This is a genomic window from Minwuia sp. (assembly GCF_048007105.1).
Lineage (GTDB): Bacteria > Pseudomonadota > Alphaproteobacteria > Minwuiales > Minwuiaceae > Minwuia.
In genome coordinates, this window is the sequence record NZ_CP180352.1 from 1,805,502 (window position 1) to 1,827,314 (window position 21,813).

At 66.8% G+C, this 21,813-nt stretch carries 22 protein-coding genes and 1 pseudogene; 11 read left to right on the forward strand and 12 right to left on the reverse strand.

Features of this window, described 5'->3' with window-relative positions:
• Window positions 1-3 precede the first annotated feature (3 nt).
• The 4 genes from yidC to ACMVY4_RS08760 are packed head-to-tail and all read left to right on the forward strand — an operon-like array spanning window position 4 to window position 3,845.
• Window positions 4-1,758: a membrane protein insertase YidC gene (gene yidC / locus ACMVY4_RS08745; protein ID WP_416899777.1), complete on the forward strand. Its 1,755-nt coding sequence runs from the start codon at window positions 4-6 to the stop codon at window positions 1,756-1,758.
• Entirely contained in the window at window positions 1,751-2,398 is a 648-nt protein-coding gene (gene yihA, locus ACMVY4_RS08750; RefSeq protein WP_416899778.1) for a ribosome biogenesis GTP-binding protein YihA/YsxC, read from the forward strand. Before yidC ends, yihA begins: the two co-directional genes overlap by 8 nt.
• A 39-nt stretch (window positions 2,399-2,437) precedes the next feature.
• Window positions 2,438-3,346 carry an acetylglutamate kinase gene (gene argB / locus ACMVY4_RS08755; protein WP_416899779.1) on the forward strand — a complete coding sequence of 303 codons (909 nt, stop codon included), beginning with the start codon at window positions 2,438-2,440 and terminating at the stop codon, window positions 3,344-3,346.
• Between the two features lie 4 nt (window positions 3,347-3,350).
• A complete protein-coding gene (locus ACMVY4_RS08760) occupies window positions 3,351-3,845 on the forward strand; it encodes a GFA family protein (protein WP_416899780.1) in 495 nt (164 codons plus the stop codon).
• On the opposite strand, the gene trmFO is transcribed toward ACMVY4_RS08760, so the two are convergent.
• Together trmFO and ACMVY4_RS08770 are read right to left on the reverse strand one after the other, a co-directional pair.
• Entirely contained in the window at window positions 3,798-5,201 is a 1,404-nt protein-coding gene (trmFO, locus tag ACMVY4_RS08765) for a methylenetetrahydrofolate--tRNA-(uracil(54)-C(5))-methyltransferase (FADH(2)-oxidizing) TrmFO (RefSeq protein ID WP_416900282.1), read from the reverse strand. The genes ACMVY4_RS08760 and trmFO overlap by 48 nt on opposite strands.
• Window positions 5,202-5,234: 33 nt before the next feature.
• Entirely contained in the window at window positions 5,235-5,690 is a 456-nt protein-coding gene (locus ACMVY4_RS08770) for a flagellar basal body-associated FliL family protein (RefSeq protein WP_416899781.1), read from the reverse strand.
• Window positions 5,691-5,839: 149 nt separating this feature from the next.
• Between ACMVY4_RS08770 and ACMVY4_RS08775 the strand changes: the two genes are divergently transcribed.
• Window positions 5,840-8,482 (forward strand): hypothetical protein, encoded by a 2,643-nt coding sequence (locus tag ACMVY4_RS08775; RefSeq protein ID WP_416899782.1) that lies wholly within the window; start codon window positions 5,840-5,842, stop codon window positions 8,480-8,482.
• Here ACMVY4_RS08775 and ACMVY4_RS08780 read toward each other — a convergent pair whose 3' ends face one another.
• The 10 genes from ACMVY4_RS08780 to htpX form a co-directional block, all read right to left on the reverse strand.
• Window positions 8,483-8,875 carry a RidA family protein gene (locus ACMVY4_RS08780; protein WP_416899783.1) on the reverse strand — a complete coding sequence of 131 codons (393 nt, stop codon included), beginning with the start codon at window positions 8,873-8,875 and terminating at the stop codon, window positions 8,483-8,485.
• Between the two features lie 23 nt (window positions 8,876-8,898).
• Window positions 8,899-9,633 carry an enoyl-CoA hydratase/isomerase family protein gene (locus ACMVY4_RS08785; RefSeq protein WP_416899784.1) on the reverse strand — a complete coding sequence of 245 codons (735 nt, stop codon included), beginning with the start codon at window positions 9,631-9,633 and terminating at the stop codon, window positions 8,899-8,901.
• Window positions 9,630-10,118, reverse strand: coding sequence for a MaoC family dehydratase (locus ACMVY4_RS08790; RefSeq protein WP_416899785.1), 489 nt, complete (start codon window positions 10,116-10,118; stop codon window positions 9,630-9,632). Before ACMVY4_RS08790 ends, ACMVY4_RS08785 begins: the two co-directional genes overlap by 4 nt.
• A 14-nt stretch (window positions 10,119-10,132) precedes the next feature.
• A complete protein-coding gene (locus tag ACMVY4_RS08795) occupies window positions 10,133-11,311 on the reverse strand; it encodes a CaiB/BaiF CoA transferase family protein (protein ID WP_416899786.1) in 1,179 nt (392 codons plus the stop codon).
• A 32-nt stretch (window positions 11,312-11,343) separates the two neighbouring features.
• On the reverse strand, window positions 11,344-12,246 hold the full coding sequence (locus tag ACMVY4_RS08800) for a DMT family transporter (protein WP_416899787.1): 903 nt from the start codon (window positions 12,244-12,246) through the stop codon (window positions 11,344-11,346).
• 71 nt (window positions 12,247-12,317) lie between these two features.
• Complete coding sequence (gene purH / locus ACMVY4_RS08805; RefSeq protein ID WP_416899788.1) at window positions 12,318-13,904, reverse strand: bifunctional phosphoribosylaminoimidazolecarboxamide formyltransferase/IMP cyclohydrolase; 1,587 nt, start codon at window positions 13,902-13,904, stop codon at window positions 12,318-12,320.
• Window positions 13,905-13,933: 29 nt separating this feature from the next.
• Window positions 13,934-15,550, reverse strand: coding sequence for a heparinase II/III family protein (locus tag ACMVY4_RS08810; RefSeq protein ID WP_416899789.1), 1,617 nt, complete (start codon window positions 15,548-15,550; stop codon window positions 13,934-13,936).
• Window positions 15,551-15,569: 19 nt separating this feature from the next.
• Complete coding sequence (gene rpe / locus ACMVY4_RS08815) at window positions 15,570-16,253, reverse strand: ribulose-phosphate 3-epimerase (RefSeq protein ID WP_416899790.1); 684 nt, start codon at window positions 16,251-16,253, stop codon at window positions 15,570-15,572.
• A gap of 48 nt (window positions 16,254-16,301) precedes the next feature.
• Window positions 16,302-17,588, reverse strand: coding sequence for an RsmB/NOP family class I SAM-dependent RNA methyltransferase (locus tag ACMVY4_RS08820; RefSeq protein ID WP_416899791.1), 1,287 nt, complete (start codon window positions 17,586-17,588; stop codon window positions 16,302-16,304).
• Entirely contained in the window at window positions 17,579-18,502 is a 924-nt protein-coding gene (gene htpX / locus ACMVY4_RS08825) for a zinc metalloprotease HtpX (RefSeq protein WP_416899792.1), read from the reverse strand. The genes ACMVY4_RS08820 and htpX overlap by 10 nt, the downstream gene beginning before the upstream one ends.
• A 74-nt stretch (window positions 18,503-18,576) precedes the next feature.
• On the opposite strand from htpX, the gene ACMVY4_RS08830 reads away from it, so the two are divergent.
• From ACMVY4_RS08830 to rpsT, 6 genes and pseudogenes are all read left to right on the forward strand, one after another.
• Complete coding sequence (locus ACMVY4_RS08830; RefSeq protein WP_416899793.1) at window positions 18,577-18,762, forward strand: DUF1674 domain-containing protein; 186 nt, start codon at window positions 18,577-18,579, stop codon at window positions 18,760-18,762.
• Window positions 18,752-19,363: a LolA family protein gene (locus ACMVY4_RS08835; RefSeq protein WP_416899794.1), complete on the forward strand. Its 612-nt coding sequence runs from the start codon at window positions 18,752-18,754 to the stop codon at window positions 19,361-19,363. The genes ACMVY4_RS08830 and ACMVY4_RS08835 overlap by 11 nt, the downstream gene beginning before the upstream one ends.
• Window positions 19,360-20,130 (forward strand): gamma-glutamyl-gamma-aminobutyrate hydrolase family protein, encoded by a 771-nt coding sequence (locus ACMVY4_RS08840; RefSeq protein WP_416899795.1) that lies wholly within the window; start codon window positions 19,360-19,362, stop codon window positions 20,128-20,130. The genes ACMVY4_RS08835 and ACMVY4_RS08840 overlap by 4 nt, the downstream gene beginning before the upstream one ends.
• A 9-nt stretch (window positions 20,131-20,139) precedes the next feature.
• Window positions 20,140-20,736: pseudogene (locus ACMVY4_RS08845) on the forward strand (CaiB/BaiF CoA transferase family protein); the annotation flags it as partial.
• Between the two features lie 40 nt (window positions 20,737-20,776).
• Window positions 20,777-21,301, forward strand: coding sequence for a CoA transferase (locus ACMVY4_RS08850; RefSeq protein ID WP_416900283.1), 525 nt, complete (start codon window positions 20,777-20,779; stop codon window positions 21,299-21,301).
• 124 nt (window positions 21,302-21,425) lie between these two features.
• Window positions 21,426-21,695, forward strand: coding sequence for a 30S ribosomal protein S20 (gene rpsT / locus ACMVY4_RS08855; RefSeq protein ID WP_416899796.1), 270 nt, complete (start codon window positions 21,426-21,428; stop codon window positions 21,693-21,695).
• Window positions 21,696-21,813: the final 118 nt, after the last annotated feature.

A 21,813-nucleotide genomic window follows, 5' to 3' on the forward strand; every position in this document is an offset into this window, starting at 1 on the left:
CGAATGTCGGAACAACGCAACCTGATCTTCGCCATCGTGCTGTCGATGGTGATCCTGCTGGGCTTCCAGTTCTTCTTCACGCCTGACGGCAAGGACACGGAGCAGCAGTCGCAGCAGACCGCGCAGACGGCGCCGTCTCCGGGAACCGCCCCGCAGGCGCCGGGCGCCCGGCCGGCCGTCCCCGGCGGGTCCCCGAACCTGCCCGCGCTCAGCCTGCCGCAGGACCGCGCCGCCGTCATCGGCGCCGAGGAGCGCTTGGCGATCGACTCGCCGCGTCTGCACGGATCCATCCGCCTCAAGGGCGGCCGCATCGACGATCTGACGCTGAAGGACTACCACACGACCGTCGATCCGACCTCGCCGCCGGTCGAACTGCTCAATCCGTCCAGCGCGCCCAGCCCCTATTTCATCGAGACCGGCTGGCTGGTCGGCGACAACGCCACCGCAGTGCCGGGACCCGAGTCCGTCTGGACGACCGACAATGCCGAACTGACCCCCGACAAGCCGGTCACCCTCACCTGGGACAATGGCGAAGGCGTCCGCTTCACGCAGCGGATCGAGGTCGACAACGGCTACATGTTCCGGGTCACCCACGGGGTCGAGAACGGCACCGACAAGAACCTGACGCTCTATCCCTATGCGCGGGTCCTGCGCCTCGGCACACCGGACATCAGCGACTTCTTCATCATTCACGAAGGCCCGCTGGGCGTCTTCGAGGAGAAGAAGGAACTGGATTACAGCGACCTCCGGGACGACGGCCTGATCGAGGAACGCTCGGCCGGCGGCGGCTGGATCGGCATCTCCGACAAGTACTGGATGACGGCGCTGATCCCGGATCAGACCGATTCCTTCAACGGCGCTTTCCGGCACTGGGCCGAGGGCGGCATCGACAAGTATCAGGTCGACTACCTGATCGACGGTCTGAACGTCGCCCCGGGCGGCACGGTGCAGCAGTCCTCGCGGCTGTTCGCCGGCGCCAAGGAAGTCCACATGATCTCCGCCTACGAGGAGAACCTGGGCATCCGCCTGTTCGACAAGGCGATCGACTGGGGCTGGTTCGAGTTCCTGACCCGGCCCTTCTTCCACGCCATCGACTTCTTCAACACCCTGCTGGGGAATTTCGGTCTGGCGATCATCGCCGTGACCTTCGTCGTCAAGTTCACCTTCCTGCCGCTGGCGTGGAAGTCCTACGTCTCGATGGCGAAGATGCGGGCGCTGCAGCCGGAGATGGTCAAGCTGCGCGAGCGCGCCGGCGACGACCGCATGAAGATGCAGCAGGAAATGATGGGGCTCTACAAGAAGCACAAGGTGAACCCGGTTTCGGGCTGCCTGCCGATCCTGTTGCAGATCCCTGTCTTCTTCGCGCTCTACAAGGTGCTTTTCGTCACCATCGAGATGCGGCATGCGCCGTTCTACGGCTGGATCGAGGACCTGTCCGCCCGCGATCCGACGAACGTGTTCGAACTGTTCGGGCTGATCCCCTGGGGTGCGCCGGACTTCCTGCATCTCGGCGTCTGGCCGCTGCTGATGGGCATCTCCATGTACGCCCAGCAGAAGATCAACCCGCAGCCGCCGGACCCGATGCAGGCCCGCATCATGATGATGCTGCCGATCGTGTTCACCTTCTTCCTGGCCACCTTCCCGGCCGGCCTGGTGATCTACTGGACGTTCAACAACCTGCTGTCGATCGCGCAGCAGTGGTTCATCATGCGCCGGACCAATCTGAAGCCGCCGGCGCCCGCCAAGTCCGGTGACTGACGACGAGGCCGAGGTCGAGAGCGGACGGGTCCTGTTCGCCGGCGACTGCACCTTCCTGTTGAGCGTGGCTCGGCTGGCGCAGTTGCCGGCGCCGGATCTGCCGGAGGTCGCCTTCATCGGCCGCTCCAATGTCGGCAAATCCAGCCTGATCAACGCGCTGACCGGCCGCAAGGCGCTGGCCAAGACGTCGAACACGCCGGGGCGGACGCAGCAGCTCAACTTCTTCGATCTCGGCGGGCAGCTGATGTTGGTCGATCTGCCCGGCTACGGATTCGCCAAGGCGCCGAAGGGCACCGTCGATGCCTGGACGCGCCTGATCCGCGACTACCTCAGGGGGCGTCCCAACCTGATCCGCGTGAACCTGCTGATCGATTCCCGCCACGGCATCAAGGAGTCCGACGAGGACTTCATGAACATGCTGGACAAGTCGGCCGTGGTCTATCAGGTGGTTCTGACCAAGACCGACAAGCTGAAACGCGGCGAGTTGGAGCGGCTGATCGACGCGACGGAAGCGAAGCTGCGCCCGCATGTGGCCGCGTATCCGAAGCTGTTCGCGACCAGCAGCGAGAAGGGCGACGGCCTGGCGGAACTGCGGGCTGAACTGGCAACGGTGGCACGCACGGCCTCACCGGGGCTATAACTTCGAATCGAGGACAGACCCGGGGGGAGGAAAGACGCCGTGAACGAGGAACTGACGAAGAAGGCGGCCACGCTTCAGGAAGCGCTTCCCTACCTCAAGCGGTTTGCCGGCGAGATCTTCGTCATCAAGTATGGCGGCCACGCCATGGGCGACGACCGCCTCTCCCAGGCTTTCGCCGAGAACGTCGTGCTGCTGAAACAGGTCGGCATCCACCCGGTGGTCGTGCATGGCGGCGGCCCGCAGATCGGCTCGATGCTGGAACGGCTCAACATCGAATCCGAGTTCGTCGACGGCCTGCGGGTCACCGACCGCAAGACCGTCGATATCGTCGAGATGGTCCTGGCCGGCTCCATCAACAAGCAGATCGTCTCCTCCATCCAGCAGGCCGGCGGCATGGCCATCGGCCTGTCGGGCAAGGACGGCAACCTGATCGAGGCGCGCAAGCTGACCCGCTCCAAGCGCGATCCCGATTCCAACATCGAGCGCATTCTCGATCTCGGGTTCGTCGGCGAACCGCGCCACATCAATCCCGATATCTTCAACGCGATGGATCTGGACACGCTGATCCCGGTCATCGCGCCCATCGGCGTCGGCAAGAACGGCGAGACCTACAACATCAATGCCGACTCGGCGGCCGGCGCCATTGCCTCGGCGCTCGGCGCGGCGAAGCTGATCATGCTGACCGACGTGGCCGGCGTGCTGAACAAGGACGGCGAACTTGTGCCGTTCCTGACGCCGAAGGACGTGCTGGTTCTGCGCGGCGAGGGTGTGATCACCGGCGGCATGATCCCGAAGATCGAGACCTGCCTCGATGCGGTGCGTCAGGGCGTCGGCGCGGCGACCATCCTTGACGGGCGGATCGAGAACGTCGTCCTGCTGGAGACCTTCACCGAGCATGGCGTCGGCACGATGATCCGGCGCGGGGAAGACACCATCGCGGAGGACTGAAGGGATGCGCCTCGAGGGCTCGTGTCATTGCAAGGCCGTCCGGTTCACCGTCGAGAGCGCACACCCCTATCCGTTCAACGTCTGCTACTGCGGCATCTGCCGGAAGACCGGCGGTGGCGGCGGTTCCGCCATCAACCTGGGCGCGGCTTTCGGGACGCTCCGGATCGAGGGGCAGGCGCATATCCGCGTCTACAATGCGCGGCTGGAGGACGAGGCCACCGGCGAGGTCACATTCTCCAATGCCAAACGCAGCTTCTGCGGCGAGTGCGGCAGCCATCTCTGGCTGTGGGACAGCCGCTGGCCGGAACTGGTGCATCCGCTGGCGTCGGCAATCGACACGCCACTTCCGGTCCCGCCGGAGCGGGTCCATCTGATGCTCGATTTCAGGCCGGACTGGGTCGACTTCCGCCCTGGTCCGAAGGACCGGTCGTTCGGTGGCTATCCGGAGGAATCAATCGCCGCCTGGCACGAGCGCCTCGGGCTGGTGAGCGGGGACTGACGCAGCCCAGGGTGCGAGTGCGGCCAGCGCCCGCGCCGACAGCGCCTTGCGTTTCTGCATCTTCTTGTCCCGTCCGCGGAAGCGCTGGTTCAGTTCCGGAAACAGGCCGAAATTCACGTTCATGGGCTGGAAGCTGGATGCATCCGCACCGCCGGTGATGTGGGCGTGCAGTGCGCCCAGGGCGGTCTCGGCGGGCGGCGGCGGCAGTTCCGTGCCCCGCGCCTCCGCGGCGGCCAGACGTCCCGCGACCAGACCGATGGCCGCGCTTTCGACATAACCTTCGACGCCGGTGACCTGTCCGGCGAAGCGCAGACGCGGCATCGCCTTCATGCGCAGTTGCCGGTCAAGCAGGCGGGGGCTGTTGATGAAGGTGTTGCGGTGCAGACCGCCCAGGCGGACGAACTCGGCGTTCTCCAGCCCCGGGATCATGCGGAACACGCGGCGCTGCTCGCCATACTTCAGCTTCGTCTGGAAACCGACGATGTTGTAGAGCGTGCCCAGCGCATTGTCCTGGCGGAGCTGCACCACCGCGTGAGGCGATTTTCCGGTCCGCGGATCGGTCAGCCCGACCGGTTTCATCGGGCCGTAGCGCAGCGTTTCGCGGCCGCGTGAGGCCATCACCTCGATCGGCAGGCAGCCTTCGAAATAGGGCGTGTCCTTCTCCCAGTCGCGGAACTCGGTCTTCTCGCCCTCGTCGATGGCGTCGAGGAAGGCGTTGTACTGCGCTTCGTCCATCGGGCAGTTGATGTAGTCGGCGCCATCGCCGCCGGGACCCGCCTTGTCGTAGCGGCTCTGGTACCAGGCGATGTCGAAGTCGATGGACTCCTTCGCGACGATGGGCGCGATGGCGTCGAAGAAGGCCAGCGCGTCCTCGCCGGTCAGCTCCAGGATCTCCTTGCTCAGCGCCGGCGAGGTCAGCGGTCCGGTGGCGACGATGACGTTGCCCCAGTCCGCCGGCGGCAGGCCGGCGATCTCACCGCGCTCGACGATGATGTTGGGATGCGCCTCGATGGCGGCCTGGACGGCGTCGGAGAAGCCGTCGCGATCGACGGCCAGCGCGCCACCCGCCGGCAGCTTGTGCCGGTCCGCGGAGGCCATGATCACCGACCCGCAGCGGCGCATTTCCTCGTGCAGCAGGCCGACGGCATTGTGCTCGTGGTCGTCGGAGCGGAAGGAGTTGGAGCAGACCAGTTCGGCCAGGCCCGATGTCTGGTGGGCGTCGGTCTTCCGCTCGGGCCGCATCTCGTGCAGCACGACCCGGGCGCCGGCCTCGGCGGCCTGCCAGGCCGCTTCGGAGCCGGCCAGCCCGCCACCGATGACGTGGATGGTTCCGGTATCAGTCATGCCGCCGGAGATAGTCGCTCCGGCGGCCGAAGGCAATCGGGCCGGTCAGCCCGCGCCGCGCACCGCCCGGGTGACGAGAACGTTCAGCACCTGGTTTTCGCCCAGCACCTTGTCGGCCTGCTTGGCCAGACGGCGCTTGATGGATTCGAAATCGATGGTGCCGCGCCCGTCCTTGTCTGTGATCGACTTGGAGTAGAACTCGCGCAGGAAGGCGTCGTGCAGGCGCGGCCGGATCTTCATCGCCTCGTCCCGGGCCGAGGTATCGGCCATCTCCAGGGTGACGTTCAGGAAGATGTAGTGGCGGATCCGGTTGGTGCGGATGATCGGCGCCGTCAGGCCTTCCATCCTCAGATAGACCGGCTCGCGCGCGGCCGCCGCGGCCGCGATCTCTTCCGCGGTCGGCGGCTTCGCGTCGCTGCCGCCCATCATCATGAAGGCCGCGGCGCCGCCACCGCCCAGCAGAAGGAGGCCCAGCGCGCCGAAAACGATCATCTTCTTCATGGTCCACGGCTCCCGCTTCGGAGAATGCAATGCTGGCGTCAGATAAGCAGGCTGCGGTTAACAGCCCGTGAAGCATGGCCGTTTACGGGTCCTTAATTGCTCGCCTGTATCCGTGCAGGTGCGGAGAACCATTTCGCGGCAACAGGACCATGGTCGGCATTTTCGGCAATCAGAACGACGGGCAGACCCGGACCATCACGCTGGTACAGCTGGATGCGTCGCTGATTCAGGGCGCCATGAATTCGAAGCTGACCACTCAGGCCCTGCTGCGCAATCCGGAGGCGTTCGCCTCGATCGGCTTCGACCGCGGGGCCGCCGTCCAGACGCCCTGGGACAAGCCGGTCTCCCTGCTGAACCTGCCGGACAAGCTGGGCGAGCATCTGTCGGGCAAGAACCTGTTCGCCAACACCGATGACGGTCTGCGCTCCGATCTCGACAAGACCTCGGCCAATCTGTTCAAGCTCTGGAAGGGCCTGAAGCGCATGCAGTCGCTGGCCGCCTTCGCCACCGAGGACAAGCGCGCCGATCTCGTCCGCGGGCAGTTGCAGAAACAGTTCGAACGTTACGAACAGGACGTCGTCGATTTCATCGGCAAGAACCAGTTCGGCAATCTCGGCATCATCGCCGGTCCGGTCGAGACCAGGACGGAGACCGAAGCCCGCATTCCGCGCGCCAGCTCGGAATACGAGGGCAAGCGGCTGTTCTCGAGCGTGGCCGAGCCGATCGACAGCCTCGGCGGCATGAGCCGGTTCAACATCAATGTCGAGAAGACCGACGGTACCGTGATCGATCTGGATATCGATCTGGACAACATCGCCGGCGACAAGACCCTGGGTTCGATCTCGGAGTATCTGAACCAGGAACTCGAGACCGCCGGCATCGCCTCGCGCTTCTTCACTTATGGCGACGGCGACGGGAAGTTCGGCCTGAAGGTCACCCGCTCCATTCTGGAGGAGGTGACGCTGTCGCCGATCGATGCCGAAGCGGCGGCCTATGTGGCCGGAACGTCGGGAAATGACGAGTTCGCCAAGGGCTCATTCCGGAAGTTCACCGATCTCTCCGGGACGATGACCCAGAACTACGACATCAAGACCGAAGTCGAGGACGGCAACTCGAAGCTGCTTGCCTCGGCGCAGGGGCCGAATGGCGAGATCTTCACGCTCGGCACGACCACCGGCGATATCGGCGGGCTGGTCGTCGGCGGCGAGAAGGATGTCTTCCTGACCCGCTTCGATGCTGCCGGCAACGTCGTCTGGCGGCGCATGGTCGGCGCGACAGACACCGCGGACGGCTACGGCCTCGCGGTCGCGGACGACGGCTCCATCGCGATCTCGGGCAGGGCCAACAAGCCCCTGACCTCCGGGTCGCCGGACAACGGCATCAACAGCTTCGTCACCCTGTTCGACAGTTCCGGCGAGGCGCAATGGACGCGCCATACCGGTCCCCAGGCCGTGGACGGCGCATTTTCCGTGGCCTTCGACAGCTCGGGCGACGTCATCGTCGCCGGCGCCACCGCCGGTCCGCTCTCGGGCGAGACGCATCAGGGCGGCCAGGACGCCTATATCCAGCGCCTGTCGGCCGCCAGCGGTTCCGTCGTCAGCCAATACCAGTTCGGCGACACCGGCGACGAGAGCGCTACGGCGATCACGGTCGACAACGGCGTGGTCTATGTCGGCGGGCAGGATGACGGCCAGGGCTTCGTCCAAATGTTCGATGTGGACGAGCTCGCCGCCGGTCCGACCCAGAGCGTCACGGTGGGCGGCGTCTCCGAGACCACCCGCATTTCAGCCATCACCGTGGATGGCGCTGGCAAGATCTTCGTCGGCGGCGACACCACGGATGCCGGGCTGGCGAATGCCGGCCTCGACGGACGCCAGACCCATCAGGGCGGCGCCGACGGTTTCGTCGCCCGGATCGACGAAGCGACCGCCTCGATCGACTTCGGCGCCTATGTCGGCACCGCCGAAACCGACCGGGTCCGCGCGATCGACGTCACCTCGACCGGCGAGATCTACGTCACTGGCGAGACCGAAGGCGATCTCGACGGCAACAATCTGGTCGGTGTCCGCGACGGCTTCGTCACGCGGATGGACGCGAACGGCGCGCTGGTTCAGACGCAGACCTATTCCGGCATCAACGGCCGCGCGGATTCCAACGGCATCGTCGTCGACGAGACCGGCGATTCCGTGCTGACCCGCCTGGGCCTCGGACACGGCAATATCGGCGATGTCGGCTCACGCACCGTCGCCGCCGGCAGTTCCGTACGTCCGGGTATGACCTTCTCGATCGGCGTCGATGACGGCCCGCAGCGCCGCATCACGATCGAGGCCGACGACTCCATCCGCTGGCTCGCCTTCGAGGTGAACCGCGTGCTCGGCAGTTCCGGTCTGGCCGAAGTGAAGAAGGACGGCGACTTCGAGTATCTGCGCATCACGGCCAAGGGCGATTCCAAGATCAGCCTGCGTGGCGGCAATGACGGTTTCGATGCGCTGCCGGGCCTCGGCCTGCGCGAGGGCGACATCTACGGCAAGGATGTCGACGACGACAAGAGCGTGTTCGCGCTGGGCTTCGGCGGTTTCGTCAACCTGCTCGACTTCGAGGCATCCGAGAAGGCGCGCGACCATCTCGGCTTCGCCCTGAACCAGATCGAGAAAGCCTTCGACTTCCTGCAGGACAGGGAAAAGGATCCGCTGGCCAAGCGCCGCCAGGAGGCCCTTTTGCAGCAGCCGCCGGCCGCACTGCAGAAGCAGATCGCCAACTTCCAGGCCGCACTGGCGCGCCTGTCGTTCTGATCAGGCCAGCGCCACCGCCTCGATCTCGATATCGAAGGCCCAGGGCCACGATCCCACCGTCACGAAGGTCCGGGCGGGCGGATCTTCGGGAAAGAACTCTGCATAGACCCTGTTGACCCGGTCGAACTGGCCGGCGTTCACCGCGAAGACGGTGCACTTCATCACCTTGTCCATGGACGAGCCGTTGGCCTCCAGCACCGCCTGGATCGCCTCCAGCGAGGCGCGCGTCTGCTCCTCGATGCCGCCCTCGATCAACTGACCCGTCGTCAGATCCACCGGCGGCAGGCCGGAAACGAAGATCAGTCCGGCGCCGCGCGTCGCCAGCGACAGGGGCACGTTGCCCCGGTCCACCATCTGCTGCAGCACGGGATGGGTGAGCACTTCCTTGGTCATGGGGATTCCCTCCTCGGCAGGTCCTACTTTCCCTTGAACTGGGGCGGCCGCTTCTCGCGGAAAGCCGTGGTGCCTTCGCGGAAATCGTCGGACTCGCGGACCGCCTGCAGGTCGCGCCGCGCGATGCCGGCCTTCTCCGACGGCCCCTTCGGCAGCACTTCGGCGACATGGCGCTTGATCGTGCTCAGCACCATCGGCGCCAGACCGGCCAGCTTCGTCGCATAGTCCATCGCCGCGTCCATCAGGGCGTCCGGCGCCGTGATCTGATTGACCAGCCCGGCCTCGTAGGCGCGCTGCGCGGTCATCGGCTCGCCGACCATCATGAACTCCATCGCCAGCTTGTGCGGCATCCGGGCCGCCAGCGACGTGATCAGCCCGCCGGTCAGGCCGATCTTCGCTTCCGGATAGACGAAGGTCGCGGTCTCGGACATGACGCAGAGATCGCAGAACTGGACCAGAATGAAGGCGCCGCCGACACAGAGGCCGTTGACCGCGGCAACCACCGGTTTGTCGACATGCACGCCGACGCCGGGCGCAAACGGCCAGATCTCCGGCGGGTCGGTGAGGTCGGCGCCGACCGAGAAGGCGCGGTCGCCGGCAGCGGTCAGGATGGCCGCGCGTTCCGGGCCGGACTGGAACCGTTCCCAGGCCGCAGCCAGTTCGTGACCGAGTTCGATCGACAGGGCGTTGAGCTTCTCCGGGCGGTTCAGCGTGATGATCGCGATCCCGTCGCGGACCTCGTAGAGAACGTTGCTCATGTCTTGGCCTCCGGATGACGTTTGCGGATCAGGTATTTGTGCTCGCCCTCCAGCACCAGATCGCCGTCCTGGTTGTGCACTGTGGCGCGGCAGGTGACGGTGCCCGTCGTCCGGCCGGCCTTCTTCTCGGTGATCTCGAGCTGCGGATAGAGCGTGTCGCCTGCGTAGACCGGTCCCTTGAACTTCGCCGACGCCTCGATGAAGGCGACCAGCGCCTCGCCGACGACATGGGGGAAGATGCCTGCGCCGGCCGCCGTCTGCGCCATCACCTGCAGCCCGTGGGCGAGCAGGCCGCGATGGCCATGGCGCTTGCAGTATTCCTCGTCGTAGTGGATCGGGTGATTGTCGCCCGAGGCCAGCTGGAACGCCGCGAACAACGCGTCCGTCTGGGTGCGGGAATTGATGTAGAAGGTCTGGCCGACCTCCAGATCCTCGAAATAGGACGGCTCGCACATGCGGTGCTGGGCCGGGTCGAATCCGGTCATGTCTGTCTCCCTCGTCAGTCCGGCAGCTTCACCGCGCCACTTCCGGCCATGGCTGTGATCTCGGCCTCGCCGAATCCCAGCCCGGCCAGGATCTCCCGGCCCTGCTCGCCGATGCGCGGCGCGTGGCCGACATCCGCCGGCGCGAGCAGTGCGCCGGGCACCCGGGCCAGCGGGCTCTCCCCGACATCAGGCTGGTCCGCGGCCTTGGCGGCATCGACAGCCTGGACATGCGGGTCGGCGAGCCAGTCATTGAAGTCGTTGACCTTGTCGCAGAGGATTCCCTCAGGCTTCAGCAGCGCCAGCCAGGCGTCGGTCGTCTTCTCCCGATACTTCGCCCGCAGCGCCGCCATCAGCGGCTTCAGGTGCTGTCCGCGGCTGGCGAAGCTGGCATAGCGCGGGTCCTCGGCCAGTTCCGGCAGGCCGATCAGGCGGCAGGTCTTGTGAAACTCCTCGTTGCGGACCAGCGTCACCGCGATCCAGCCGTCCAGCGTCTCGAAGTTTCCGGCGGGCGGATTGAACGCCACCGGCGGGCCGCCCTGCAGATGCGCCTCCAGGATCTTCGGCGCCAGGATCGCCGCCGCGCCCTGCATCAGGCTGACGTCGACATGCCGGCCCTTGCCGCCGTCCCGGCGGGCGTAGAGCGCGGTGGCCACGGCCTGATAGGCGTAGAGGCCGGTGACGGAGTCGACGATCACCGCGCCGAACTTCACCGGCCCGTCGTCGCTGCCGCGGTTGATGCTCATCATGCCGGAGAAGGCCTGCGCCACGGTGTCCGTGCAGGCGCGGTCGGCATAGGGGCCGGTCTGGCCGAAGCCGCTCACCGAGAGGTAGATCACCCCGGGATTGATCGCGCGGATGGCCTCGTAGCCGATGCCCAGCCGGTCGGCGACGCCGGGACGGTTGCTCTCGATCATGACGTCCGCGTCCGCCGCCAGCTTCAGCACGACATCGCGGCCGGCATCGGTGCGGATGTCCAGCGCGATGGAGCGCTTGCCGCGAGAGTAGTAGACGCCATGCGCCGAGTGGTCGCCATGGGTCACGCCGATGGGGCGGATCCAGTCGCCGGCCGGCGGCTCGACCTTGACCACGTCGGCGCCATAGAGCGCCAGCAGCATGCCGGCATGCGGGCCCGCCACGCCCTGGCTGATGTCGAGCACCTTCAGCCCGGCATAGGGGCGTTCATAATCGGTCATCCACTGGCCTCCCCTCCAGCGCCGCCTGCGTCTCAGACCGGGCGCAGGGGCTCCCGGACCGGCGGCGGTTCGCCTTTCAGCTTACGTTCCCTGAAGGCGATGTAGAAGCCGCCGCAGAAGATCATGATGGCGCCGACCCAGACCCAGACGTCCAGCACCTGGGCGAAGAAGATCCAGCCCAGCATCGCGCTCCAGATCAGCTTGGTGAAGTCGAACGGAAGCACCGCCGTGGCGTCCGCCAGTCGGAAGGCCTGGGCGAAGGCGAGCTGCGAGAAGGTGCCTATGATGCCGATGGCCACCAGCCAGGCGAACTGCTCCCAGGTCGGCCAGACCCAGACGAAGGCTGCCGCGATGCCGGAGATCGGCGTCAGCATGATGACCATGTAGAGCGAAATGGTGATGGCGGAATCGGTCGCTGTCAGGCGCTTGATGATGGTCATCGCGATGCCCCACATCATCGCGGCCGCCAGCAGATAGATCGCGCCCGGCGGAATCTCGGCGACACCGGGGCGGAGGATCACCAGCGTGCCGACGAAGCCGACGAACAGCGCCGTCCAGCGGTGCACCCGCATCTTCTCGCCCAGGAACAGCACCGCCAGCAGCGAGGTGAACAGCGGCGCCGTGAAGCTGAGCGCCTGAACGAGTCCGAGCGCGATGCCCGTGGTGATGCCGTAGAAGAACATCAGCATCGCCGCAGCATTCACCGCCGCGCGCATGAAATGCAGCTTCAGCTTGCTGGTCCGGAAGGGCTCCAGACCGTGCTGGAGGATGATCGGCGCCAGCGCGAAGATGCCGAACAGGTTGCGGAAGAAGGCGATCTCGAAGCCGTGCAGCCCCTGCGCGCCGAGATACTGGATCATGGCGTGCATGACCGAGAAGCCCATGGTGGACAGGACCACCAGCGCCGCGCCGGCCAATGTCGGGGAGAGCTTCATGCGTGCCAGCCAAGCCGGACCGGACGCCCCATCACAAGCGCCCGTTCGTCATGGCCGGCCTGCCATTTCGCTCAATGTCTGAAGTGCCGCATGCCGGTGAAGACCATGGCCAGACCGGCCTCGTCGGCGGCGGCGATGACCTCGTCGTCGCGCACCGAACCACCCGGCTGGATCACCGCCGTCGCGCCGGCCTCGACCGCCGCCATCAGGCCGTCGGCGAACGGGAAGAAGGCGTCGGACGCCACGACCGACCCCTTCGTCCAGCCGTCGCTGTCGCCGGCGGCCTCGCGCGCATCCTCGGCCTTGCGGGCGGCGATGCGGGCGGAATCGACCCGGCTCATCTGACCGGCGCCGACGCCGACGGTGCGGCCGCCGCGGACGTAGACGATGGCGTTGGACTTCACATGCTTGGCGACCCGGAAGGCGAAGATCAGATCGGCCATCTCCTGCTCGCTCGGCGCACGCTTCGTCACCACCTTCACGTCGGCGGCGGTAATGCGGCCATTGTCGCGGCTCTGCGCCAGAACGCCCCCGGCCAGCGCCTTGAAGGACAGGCCGGCTGCAGCCGGGTCGGGCAGGCCGTCGGTCAGCAGCAGGCGAAGATTCTTCTTCTTCGCCACCACCTTGATCGCGGCTTCGGAGGCGCCGGGGGCGATGATGACTTCGGTGAAGATCTCGGTGATCTTCTCGGCCGTGTCGGCCTCAAGCGGACGGTTCAGCGCGATGATGCCGCCGAAGGCGCTCACCGGATCGCAGGCCAGCGCGCGCTCATAGGCCTCGGCCGCGGTCTTGCCGACCGCAACGCCGCAGGGGTTGGCGTGCTTGATGATGGCGACCGCCGCGGTCTCCTTCGGATCGAACTCGGCGACCAGTTCGTAGGCGGCGTCGGTGTCGTTGAGATTATTGTAGCTGAGCGCCTTGCCCTGGATCTGCCGGGCGCTGGCGACGCCGGGCCGGACATCGCCGCTGGGGTAAAAGGCGGCGATCTGGTGGGGGTTTTCGCCATAGCGCAGTTCGCGCGCCGGTCCGGCGGCGATGCCCAGCCTGGAGGGCATCCTGTCGGACTGGCCGGCAAACCAGGCGGTGATCGCCGAATCGTAGGCGCCGGTCCGGGCATAGGCCTTGGCGGCCAGTTCCTCACGGAACCCCATGCTCAGGCCGCCCTGATTGCGCCATTCCTCGATCAGGGCGCCATAGTCGGCCGGGTCCGTCACCACGGCGACGAAACGGTGGTTCTTCGCCGCCGAGCGGATCATCGCCGGGCCGCCGATGTCGATGTTCTCGATCGCGGTCGCGCGGTCGGCGCCGGCGGCCACGGTCTTCTCGAACGGGTAGAGATTGATGACCACCAGATCGATCGGCGCGATGTCGTGATCCTTCATGGCCTTCACGTGGCTGTCGGCGTCGCGCAGGCCAAGGATGCCGCCATGGATCTTCGGGTGCAGCGTCTTCACGCGGCCGTCCATCATCTCGGGCGATCCGGTATGGTCGCTCACCTCGATCACGTCGCAGCCCAGATCGGCAAGCGCGCGGGCGGTGCCGCCGGTCGACAGGATCTCGACGTCCTTCGACTTCAGGAACTTGCCCAGCTGATCCAGGCCGGACTTGTCGGAAACGGAAATCAGCGCGCGACCCGGCGCGATGATGTCATCGGACATGGCTTCTTCTTTTCCCTGATTTTTTGAGGCTAGGCGTCAGCCCCTTCTATGAGCCCGAAAGCCCAGTGAACGGCAAGCGCTTCTTGCTCCAGAACGCCGTGCAAGACGATCTGACGCGTCTTCCGCGGCCGCCCGTCGCCCAGATAGACGCCGTCTTCGATCTTCAGTTCGGCGCCGGCCATGCGGAACCGCCAGCCGCGCCCCGATTTCAGGCGCAGCAGCACCGCATCGCCGCCCTGTGAGGGCACAGCCTGCACGTCGGGATGGAGGTGGAAGCGGATGGCGAAGGGGACACTGCGGCGCGATTTCGACGGCGCCGGCTCCAGCGTGTCCTCGCCGCGGAAGTCGCGTCCGGCGGCATCCAGATAAAGCCGGCGGCGGTGGGTGATGCCATAGGCCTGCCGGTAGCCGTCATGGCTCATGTCCAGCCACGTGGCCTCGGCGGATTCGGTACGGACGGCCTCTGTCTCCATGCCGCGGCGGCGCTTGCGGCCGGCCTCGGGCACCGGCACGGCATTTGTGTCGTCGACGGTGAGGGTCGAATGCGCCGCGGTCGAGGCGAGCGCCGCCTGCCATTGCGCCGACGGTGGGCGCGACGCGCCGCTGTTGACGACGATGCGCTCCCGGCGATGGCTCAGCTCGAAGCTCAGCAGACCCGCATGGCCGATTCCCGGCTGCGGATCGGGGCCGCCGAAATCGCAGATCACAGCCGTGCGGTCGCCCTGCAGCCGCTCATAGCCGCTGCGGAGCGCGGAGAGATTCGGTTTTCCGCGGATCCCGGAGCGCTTGACGGTGATCTCGATGGCGTCGGCGTCGCCAGCCGTGCCGCCGTTGAACAGCGCCAGCCCGCCATCGCCGTGACGGAAGAGCTTCAGGGTCGGCGTGATCCGGTCGATGGCGTTGATCAGTGCGTCCGGCGCGGGCTCGCCGACCTCCATCATAACCCGCTTCAGCAGCACCAGATCGCGGAGCACCCGCTCCAGAGTTTCGGGCGAGCGGCTGACATGCCCGCCGTCGGACAGGATCTGGCGCGATAGCTGGTCCGCCAGCAGGCGCAGGCCCTTCTCGGCGTAGGCCCGGGATTCGGGCAGGCAGTAGCCGACCAGCGCCAGCCCGACGGCCGTGGCTATCCCCTCCGCGCCGGATTTCATCTGGTCGGCGGTGCGGGAGAGATGCTTCGCCTGCCGCCCGAAGGAGCGGAGGATGTTCGAGCGATAGGTCAGTTCGGCGTGGCGGATCAGCAGGTCGGCGTTCAGGCACCAGTTGGTCAGCCGCCGGGCGAGGATGTCGGGCCGCCAGATGAAGGGGTCGTAGGTGCCGCAGTGGCTGTGCCAGGTGCCGGCCAGCGACCGCGCGGCGCGGACCGCGGAATCGCCGCCGGCCTCGCGGAAATGCCGCAGCCAGCTGAAGGCGTGCAGTTCGCTGCGCCAGGCGTCGCCGCCGTCGGGGTTCCGCCAGGGCGGGTTGGCACCGACGGTCACGGTCTGCCCACCCAGTGTATAGGTGCCCTGGAACAGCTCGTTGGCGCGTTCGGGATTGCCGGGCCAGGGATCGTCGGGCTGGAAGGCGAGGCCGTGATGGAACCGGCCGCGCAGGCTCACGCGGTAGAGCGCGCTGGAGTAGACGAGATCGCGGACCCCGCTCATGCGCCCCCTCCGCCGGCGTTCAGTCGGCGGCCTCGGCCGAAGGCGCTGCGGACCTGAGGGCCGCGATGTTCCCGGCATAGGCTTCGGGGCCGCCGGAGAAGACGGCGGTACCTGCGACCAGAGCATCGGCGCCGGCCTCGATCACCCGGGCGGCGGTCTCGCGGTTGACGCCGCCGTCGACCTCAAGCGTCACCTCCGCGCCGCAGCCCTCGATCAGGCCGCGCAGCGAGGAGATCTTGTCCAGCTGGCTCTCGATGAACTTCTGGCCGCCGAAGCCCGGATTGACGCTCATGACCAGGATCAGGTCGATATCGCCGATGACGGGTTCGACCGCCTGCCAGGGCGTGGCCGGGTTGAGCGACACGCCGGCCTTCACCCCGAAGGAGCGGATCAGCTGCAGCGTGCGGTGCAGATGCGGTCCCGCCTCGGCATGGACAGTCACGATATCGGCGCCGGCATCGACATAGGCTTCGACGAACGGATCGACCGGCGCAATCATCAGATGCACGTCGAACGGCTTGTTGGTGTGCGGCCTCAGCGCCTTGATCACCGCCGGTCCGATGGTGAGGTTGGGCACAAAATGGCCGTCCATGACGTCGACATGGATCCAGTCGGCCCCGGCCGCGTCGATGCGCCGGATCTCTTCTCCCAGATTGGCGAAATCGGCGGAGAGGATCGACGGCGAGATGATTGGATTCTGCATGCGCGTTTCCCTAGCAGAGTCGCCGCACCGCGACAATGCGCGGGGGCGTCAGTTGCGGACGAACCGGGCGGCGAAGAATCCGTCCATCCCGCCGCTTGCGGCCAGGTGGCTCGGCAGCGTGCGGAGGTCGCCGTCGCGGCTGACCGATTCCTTCCCGAGACCCAGGTCGGACGGCCGGACCTTCTTTCGCCGGAAACCGGTCTGACGCTCCAGAAAGGCGCGAGCCTGATCCTCGCCTTCTTCCGGTTCCATCGAACAGGTGCAGTAGACCAGTGTGCCGCCCGGCCGGATCATGCCGGCGGCGGCGTCGAGGAGTTCGCCCTGCAACTTCGCGAGCGCAGCCACGTCGCTTTCGCTCCGGTTCCAGCCGATGTCGGGATGCCGCCGCAGTGTCCCCGTCGCCGTGCAGGGCGCGTCCAGCAGGATGGCATCGAAGGGTTCGGTGGGTGCGAACTCGCGCAGGTCGGCGATGGCGGTTTCGGCGGCGAGGCCGAGCCGGGCGAGGTTCTCGGAGAGGCGCGTCAGACGCCCGGCCGAACGGTCGAGCGCGGTCACCAGGGCGCCTGCGGATGCCAGTTGCGCCGTCTTGCCGCCGGGTGCGGCGCAGGCGTCGAGCACGCGCAGGCCCCGGACGTCGCCGAGCAGACGCGCCGGCAGGGCTGCAGCGGCGTCCTGTACCCACCAGGCACCGTCGTCGTATCCGTCAAGATCCGCGACATTGCCACTGTCGCGGAGCCGCACGGACCCTGTCGGAAGCGCTACGCCGCCCAGCCGCTCGGCCCAGCCATCGGCATCCGCCCGGACCGTCAGGTCGAGCGGCACACCGTCCTCCGACAATGACGTGCCGATGGCCATGGTGCGCTCGGCGCCGTAGGCCGCCTTCCAGCGCTGCCAGAGCCAGCCCGGCAGATCGCGCTGGCGCACCTTGGGATCGGCCATCGCTGTCCGGCCGGCATTGTCGAAGCGGCGGAGAATGGCGTTCACGACACCCCGGAACTTGCTGTTGCCGGGCAGCAGGCCGACCTGTTCGTTGACCACCGCGTGGGGCGGGCTGCCGACGAACAGCAGCTGCGCGGCGCCTGACAGAAGGGCGAGATGGGCGGTGCGTCCCGATTTCGGCAGAGGCCGTGAGAGGTAGCGGGCCATCAGGAACTCGATGGAGCCCTTGTGGCGGAGCGACGCCAGCACGATGGCGCGGCAGAAGGCGCGTTCCCGCGCTTCCAGCGGCTTCGCGACGGCGTCAAGCGCCTCGTCAAGCGCCTGTCCCCGGTCGAGGATGCGTCCCAGCGCGTCGAGTGCTGCGGCGCGGGCGGTGTGCGGGCCGCTCAACCCCACGGACCGCGTTGCGGGCCACTGCCCTCGGTGACGGGAACCGACGTGCCGCCTTCCCGGCGGACCGGCATTTCGCTGGCCATGGCGCGCAGGCGGCGGACGCGCTCGGCGGTCTTCGGGTGGGTCGAGAACAGGCCGTCCACCGAATGCGCGTGCAGCGGATTGACGATGAACAGATGCGCGGTCGCCGGATTGCGTTCGGCGCGGTTGTTGTCGATGCCGCGGGCATGGGCCTCCAGCTTCTCCAGCGCCGAAGCGAGCCAGAGCGGGTTGCCGCAGATCTCCGCGCCGGCCCGGTCGGCGGAATATTCGCGGGTCCGGCTGATCGCCATCTGAACCAGCATCGCTGCAACGGGCGCAAGCAGGGCGACAAGAATGGTGCCGATGCCGCCCAGCGGATTGTCGCGGTTGTTGCCGCCGAACATGCCCGCGAACATGGCGAAGTTGGCCAGCATGCCGATGGCGCCTGCAATCGTCGCCGTGATCGTCATGGTGAGCGTGTCGCGGTTCTTCACATGCGCCAGCTCGTGCGCCATGACCCCGGCGATCTCGTCGCGGGTCAATCGATCGAGCAGGCCGCGGGTCGCCGCCACCGCGGCCCGTTCCGGGCTGCGGCCGGTCGCGAAGGCGTTCGGCTGGTCGGTATCGATGATGTAGACCTTCGGTGTCGGCATATCCGCACGGCGGGCCAGATTCTCCACCAGGGTGAAGAACTCGGGGGCGCTGCGGCCGTCGACTTCTTTCGCGCCGTACATGCGCAACACGATCTTGTCCGCGTTCCAGTAGGAGAACGCGTTCATTGCAATGGCAATGACCAGCGCGATCATCAAACCGCCCTGGCCACCCATCAGGAAGCCGGCGGTGAGCATGATTGCCGTCATCGCGGCCAGAAGCAGGGCGGTTCGCGCGTAGTTCATATTCGGTTACGGTTGAAGGGGCAGAAGTCTCCGTTATTTAAGATCATCAGCTATCACCGCAAGCGCCGGAACCGATGAACGACACCGAAAAGAAGTCCGACGATACCGAAGGGTTCGAGGAAACCGAGGACGGCAAGCTGCGCCGCAAGAAGGCGGCGCACAAGCTGAGCCAGGCCGATGGCGAGGTCGACGGCCGCGACGGCCCGGAGCCGACCCGGTACGGTGACTGGGAGAAGAAGGGCATCATCAGTGATTTCTAGAGCAGCCGCGTTCGTTGCCGCGTTTCTGGCTGCGGCCCCCGCCTTCGCCCTGACCGACGCCGAAAGTTCGGCCGTCGGCATGGCCGAGGACTATCTGCAATCCATCCGCACGGTGCAGGCCGATTTCGTGCAGCAGGCCGAGAGCGGCGCCCGCGCGCAGGGCGAACTGCTGATGCGGCGGCCGGGCCTGATCCGGTTCCAGTACGCGCCGCCCTCGAAGGTCGTCCTGATCTCCGACGGCAGCCTTGTCAGCTTCATCGACTACGAGGTTGGCCAGCTGACCCAGTGGCCGCTGTCCGATACGCCCTTGGCCTGGCTGGTGCGCAAGGACATCGATCTGGAGAAGGACGCCATCATCGACGAGGTCGAGGCCGGCGGCGGCGAACTCCGCTTCCGCCTGCGCGATCCGGACCGCGCCGATCAGGGCTCCATCCGCTTTCACTTCCTTACCGGGCCGATGCGCCTGATCGGCTGGGAACTGACCGACCAGCAGGATCAGACCACGACCGTGGCGCTGACCAATCTGGCGGTCAACGGCGACCTGCCGCCCAACGCCTTCCGCTACGAAGAGCCGAAGGCGCCCTGGGATACCGAACGTTGAGCACGCGCCGTCCGCTGGTGGGAATCGCCGCCAACACGCGGGCGATGGAGCATTTCTACCTGCATGGCGTGGCGCAGTACTACGTGTCCTCCGTGCTCGAGTTCTCCGGCGCGACGCCGGTGATGATCCCGGCGCTGGAGGATGTCGGTGCGATCGCCGACCTCGTTTCCACGCTGGACGGCGTCTGCCTCACCGGCGGCGCCTCCAACATGCAGCCGCACCTCTATGGCGAAGAGGAAGAGCCCGAGAGCGGCGAGCGCGATCCCGGGCGCGATGCGACGGCAATGGCGCTGGTGCGCGAGACCGTCGAGCAGGGTGTGCCCCTGCTGGGCATCTGCCGCGGCATCCAGGAAATGAACGTCGCGCTGGGCGGCTCGCTCTGGCAGCACCTCAAGGATGCGCCGGGCAAGTTCGACCACCGCCGCTGGCGCTGGCGCGAGGAGCCGATGGAGGTGCAGCTTGCGCCCCGGCACGGCATCGCCATCCGACGCGGCAGCCTGCTGTCGCAGATCCTGGACGGGGCGAAGGAAGTGAAGGTCAACAGTCTGCACGGCCAGGGCGTCAAGCGGGTCGCCGACCGCCTGATGGTCGAGGCGACGGCCGCCGACGGCTCCATCGAGGCGGTTTCGGTAAGGGACTCCAAGGCCTTTGCTCTGGGTGTGCAGTGGCACGCCGAATATGCGCCGGCCGAGTTTCCGGTGCACGCCGCGATCTTCCGGGCATTTGGCGACGCCTGCCGGCAGCGGCGCGCAGCACGCGAGACATAGGGGGACGTCATGGCCGGACCGCTGGACGGTATTCGCATTCTGGATCTGAGCGCCGTTATCTCGGGGCCTTTCGGCACCATGATGCTGGCCGATCAGGGCGCCGACGTGATCAAGGTGGAGACGCCGGGCGCCGGCGATTTCACCCGTCATGCCGGCAACAAGCAGAATGGCATGTCGGCCAGCTTTCTGAACAACAACCGCAACAAGCGCTCCATCGCCATCGACCTGAAGTCGCCCGACGGCGTGGCGGCGCTGAAGCGCATCGCGGCCACCTGCAACGCGGTCGTCCAGAACTTCCGCCCCGGCGTGGTCGAGCGCCTGGGCGTCGGCTACGAGGACATGAAGGCGGTCCGCGGCGACATCGTCTATGTCTCGATCTCCGGCTTCGGCGAGCGCGGACCCTGGGCCGGCAAGCCGGTCTACGATCCCATCGTGCAGGCTCTCTCGGGACTGGCCTCGGTGCAGGGCGGTTCCGACGAGCAGCGGCCGCGCCTGATCCGGACCATCGTGCCCGACAAGCTGACCGCGGTGACGGCCAGCCAGGCGATCACGGCGGCGCTGCTGGCCCAGGCCCGGACCGGCGCGGGGCAGCATGTCCGCGTCTCCATGCTCGAACTCGGTGCTGGCCTTCCTGTGGTCCTCGGACATGGGCGCCCAGACCTATGTCGGCAAGGAAATCACGCAGCAGCGGGCGGCGAGTTTCATCGACCTGATCTACCAGACGAAGGACGGCTACATGTCGGTCGCCGTGATGACCAATCCGCAGTGGCAGGCCTTCTGCAAGGTCATGGCTCATCCGGAATGGATCGACGACGAGCGTTTCGCGACCACCGAGTTGCGGGATCTCAACATCGACGCGCGGCTGGAACTGATCCAGTCGGTGCTGATCGACCGCACGACCGGAGACCTGCTGGAGACGCTGGAGGCGGCGGGCGTGCCCTGCGCCCCGGTCCTGCACCGCAAGGACGTGATCGAACACCCGCAGGTGCTGGCCAGCGAAATCCTGCGCGAGCACGATCATCCTGTGGCCGGCGGCTGCGTCAGACGCGCACCGCGGCCCGCTTCGAGGGCACCGAACCCGAATACCGCCGGGGCGCGCCGGCGCTGGGCGAGCACACCGACGAAATCCTCGCCGAAGCGGGGCTCTCGTCGGACGAGATTGCGGCGCTGAGAGCCGCGGCTGCCGTGGGCTGAGGCATGATCCCCGCGCGTCGCCGCAACGCTTGACGCTGGCGGTATCCCCGACTATAAGCGCGCCTTCGAATTTCACCGACCGAGACAGATCCGGACGTACAATGGCGAACATCAAATCTTCCCAGAAGAGCATCCGCCAGGATGCAAAGCGCACCGCGCGCAACGTGGCCCGGCGCAGCCGCATGCGCACCTATGTGAAGAGGGTCGAGACCGCGATCGCGGGCGGCGACCACACCGAGGCGATGGCCGCGCTGAAGATCGCGCAGAGCGAGATCGACACGGCCGCCCAGAAGGGCATCGTGAAGCGCAACATGGCCGCGCGGAAGGTCGCGCGCCTGAATGCGCGGGTGAAGGCTCTGGCCTCCGCCTGACACGGTTACCCGCGCATCCGCGACGGGTTGCAGAGTGGCGTTTCGACAACAGGTCGGAACGCCATTTTTGTTGTGAAATTTTTCTTACACGGTGTTGATTTCACGATTCGCAAGCGAA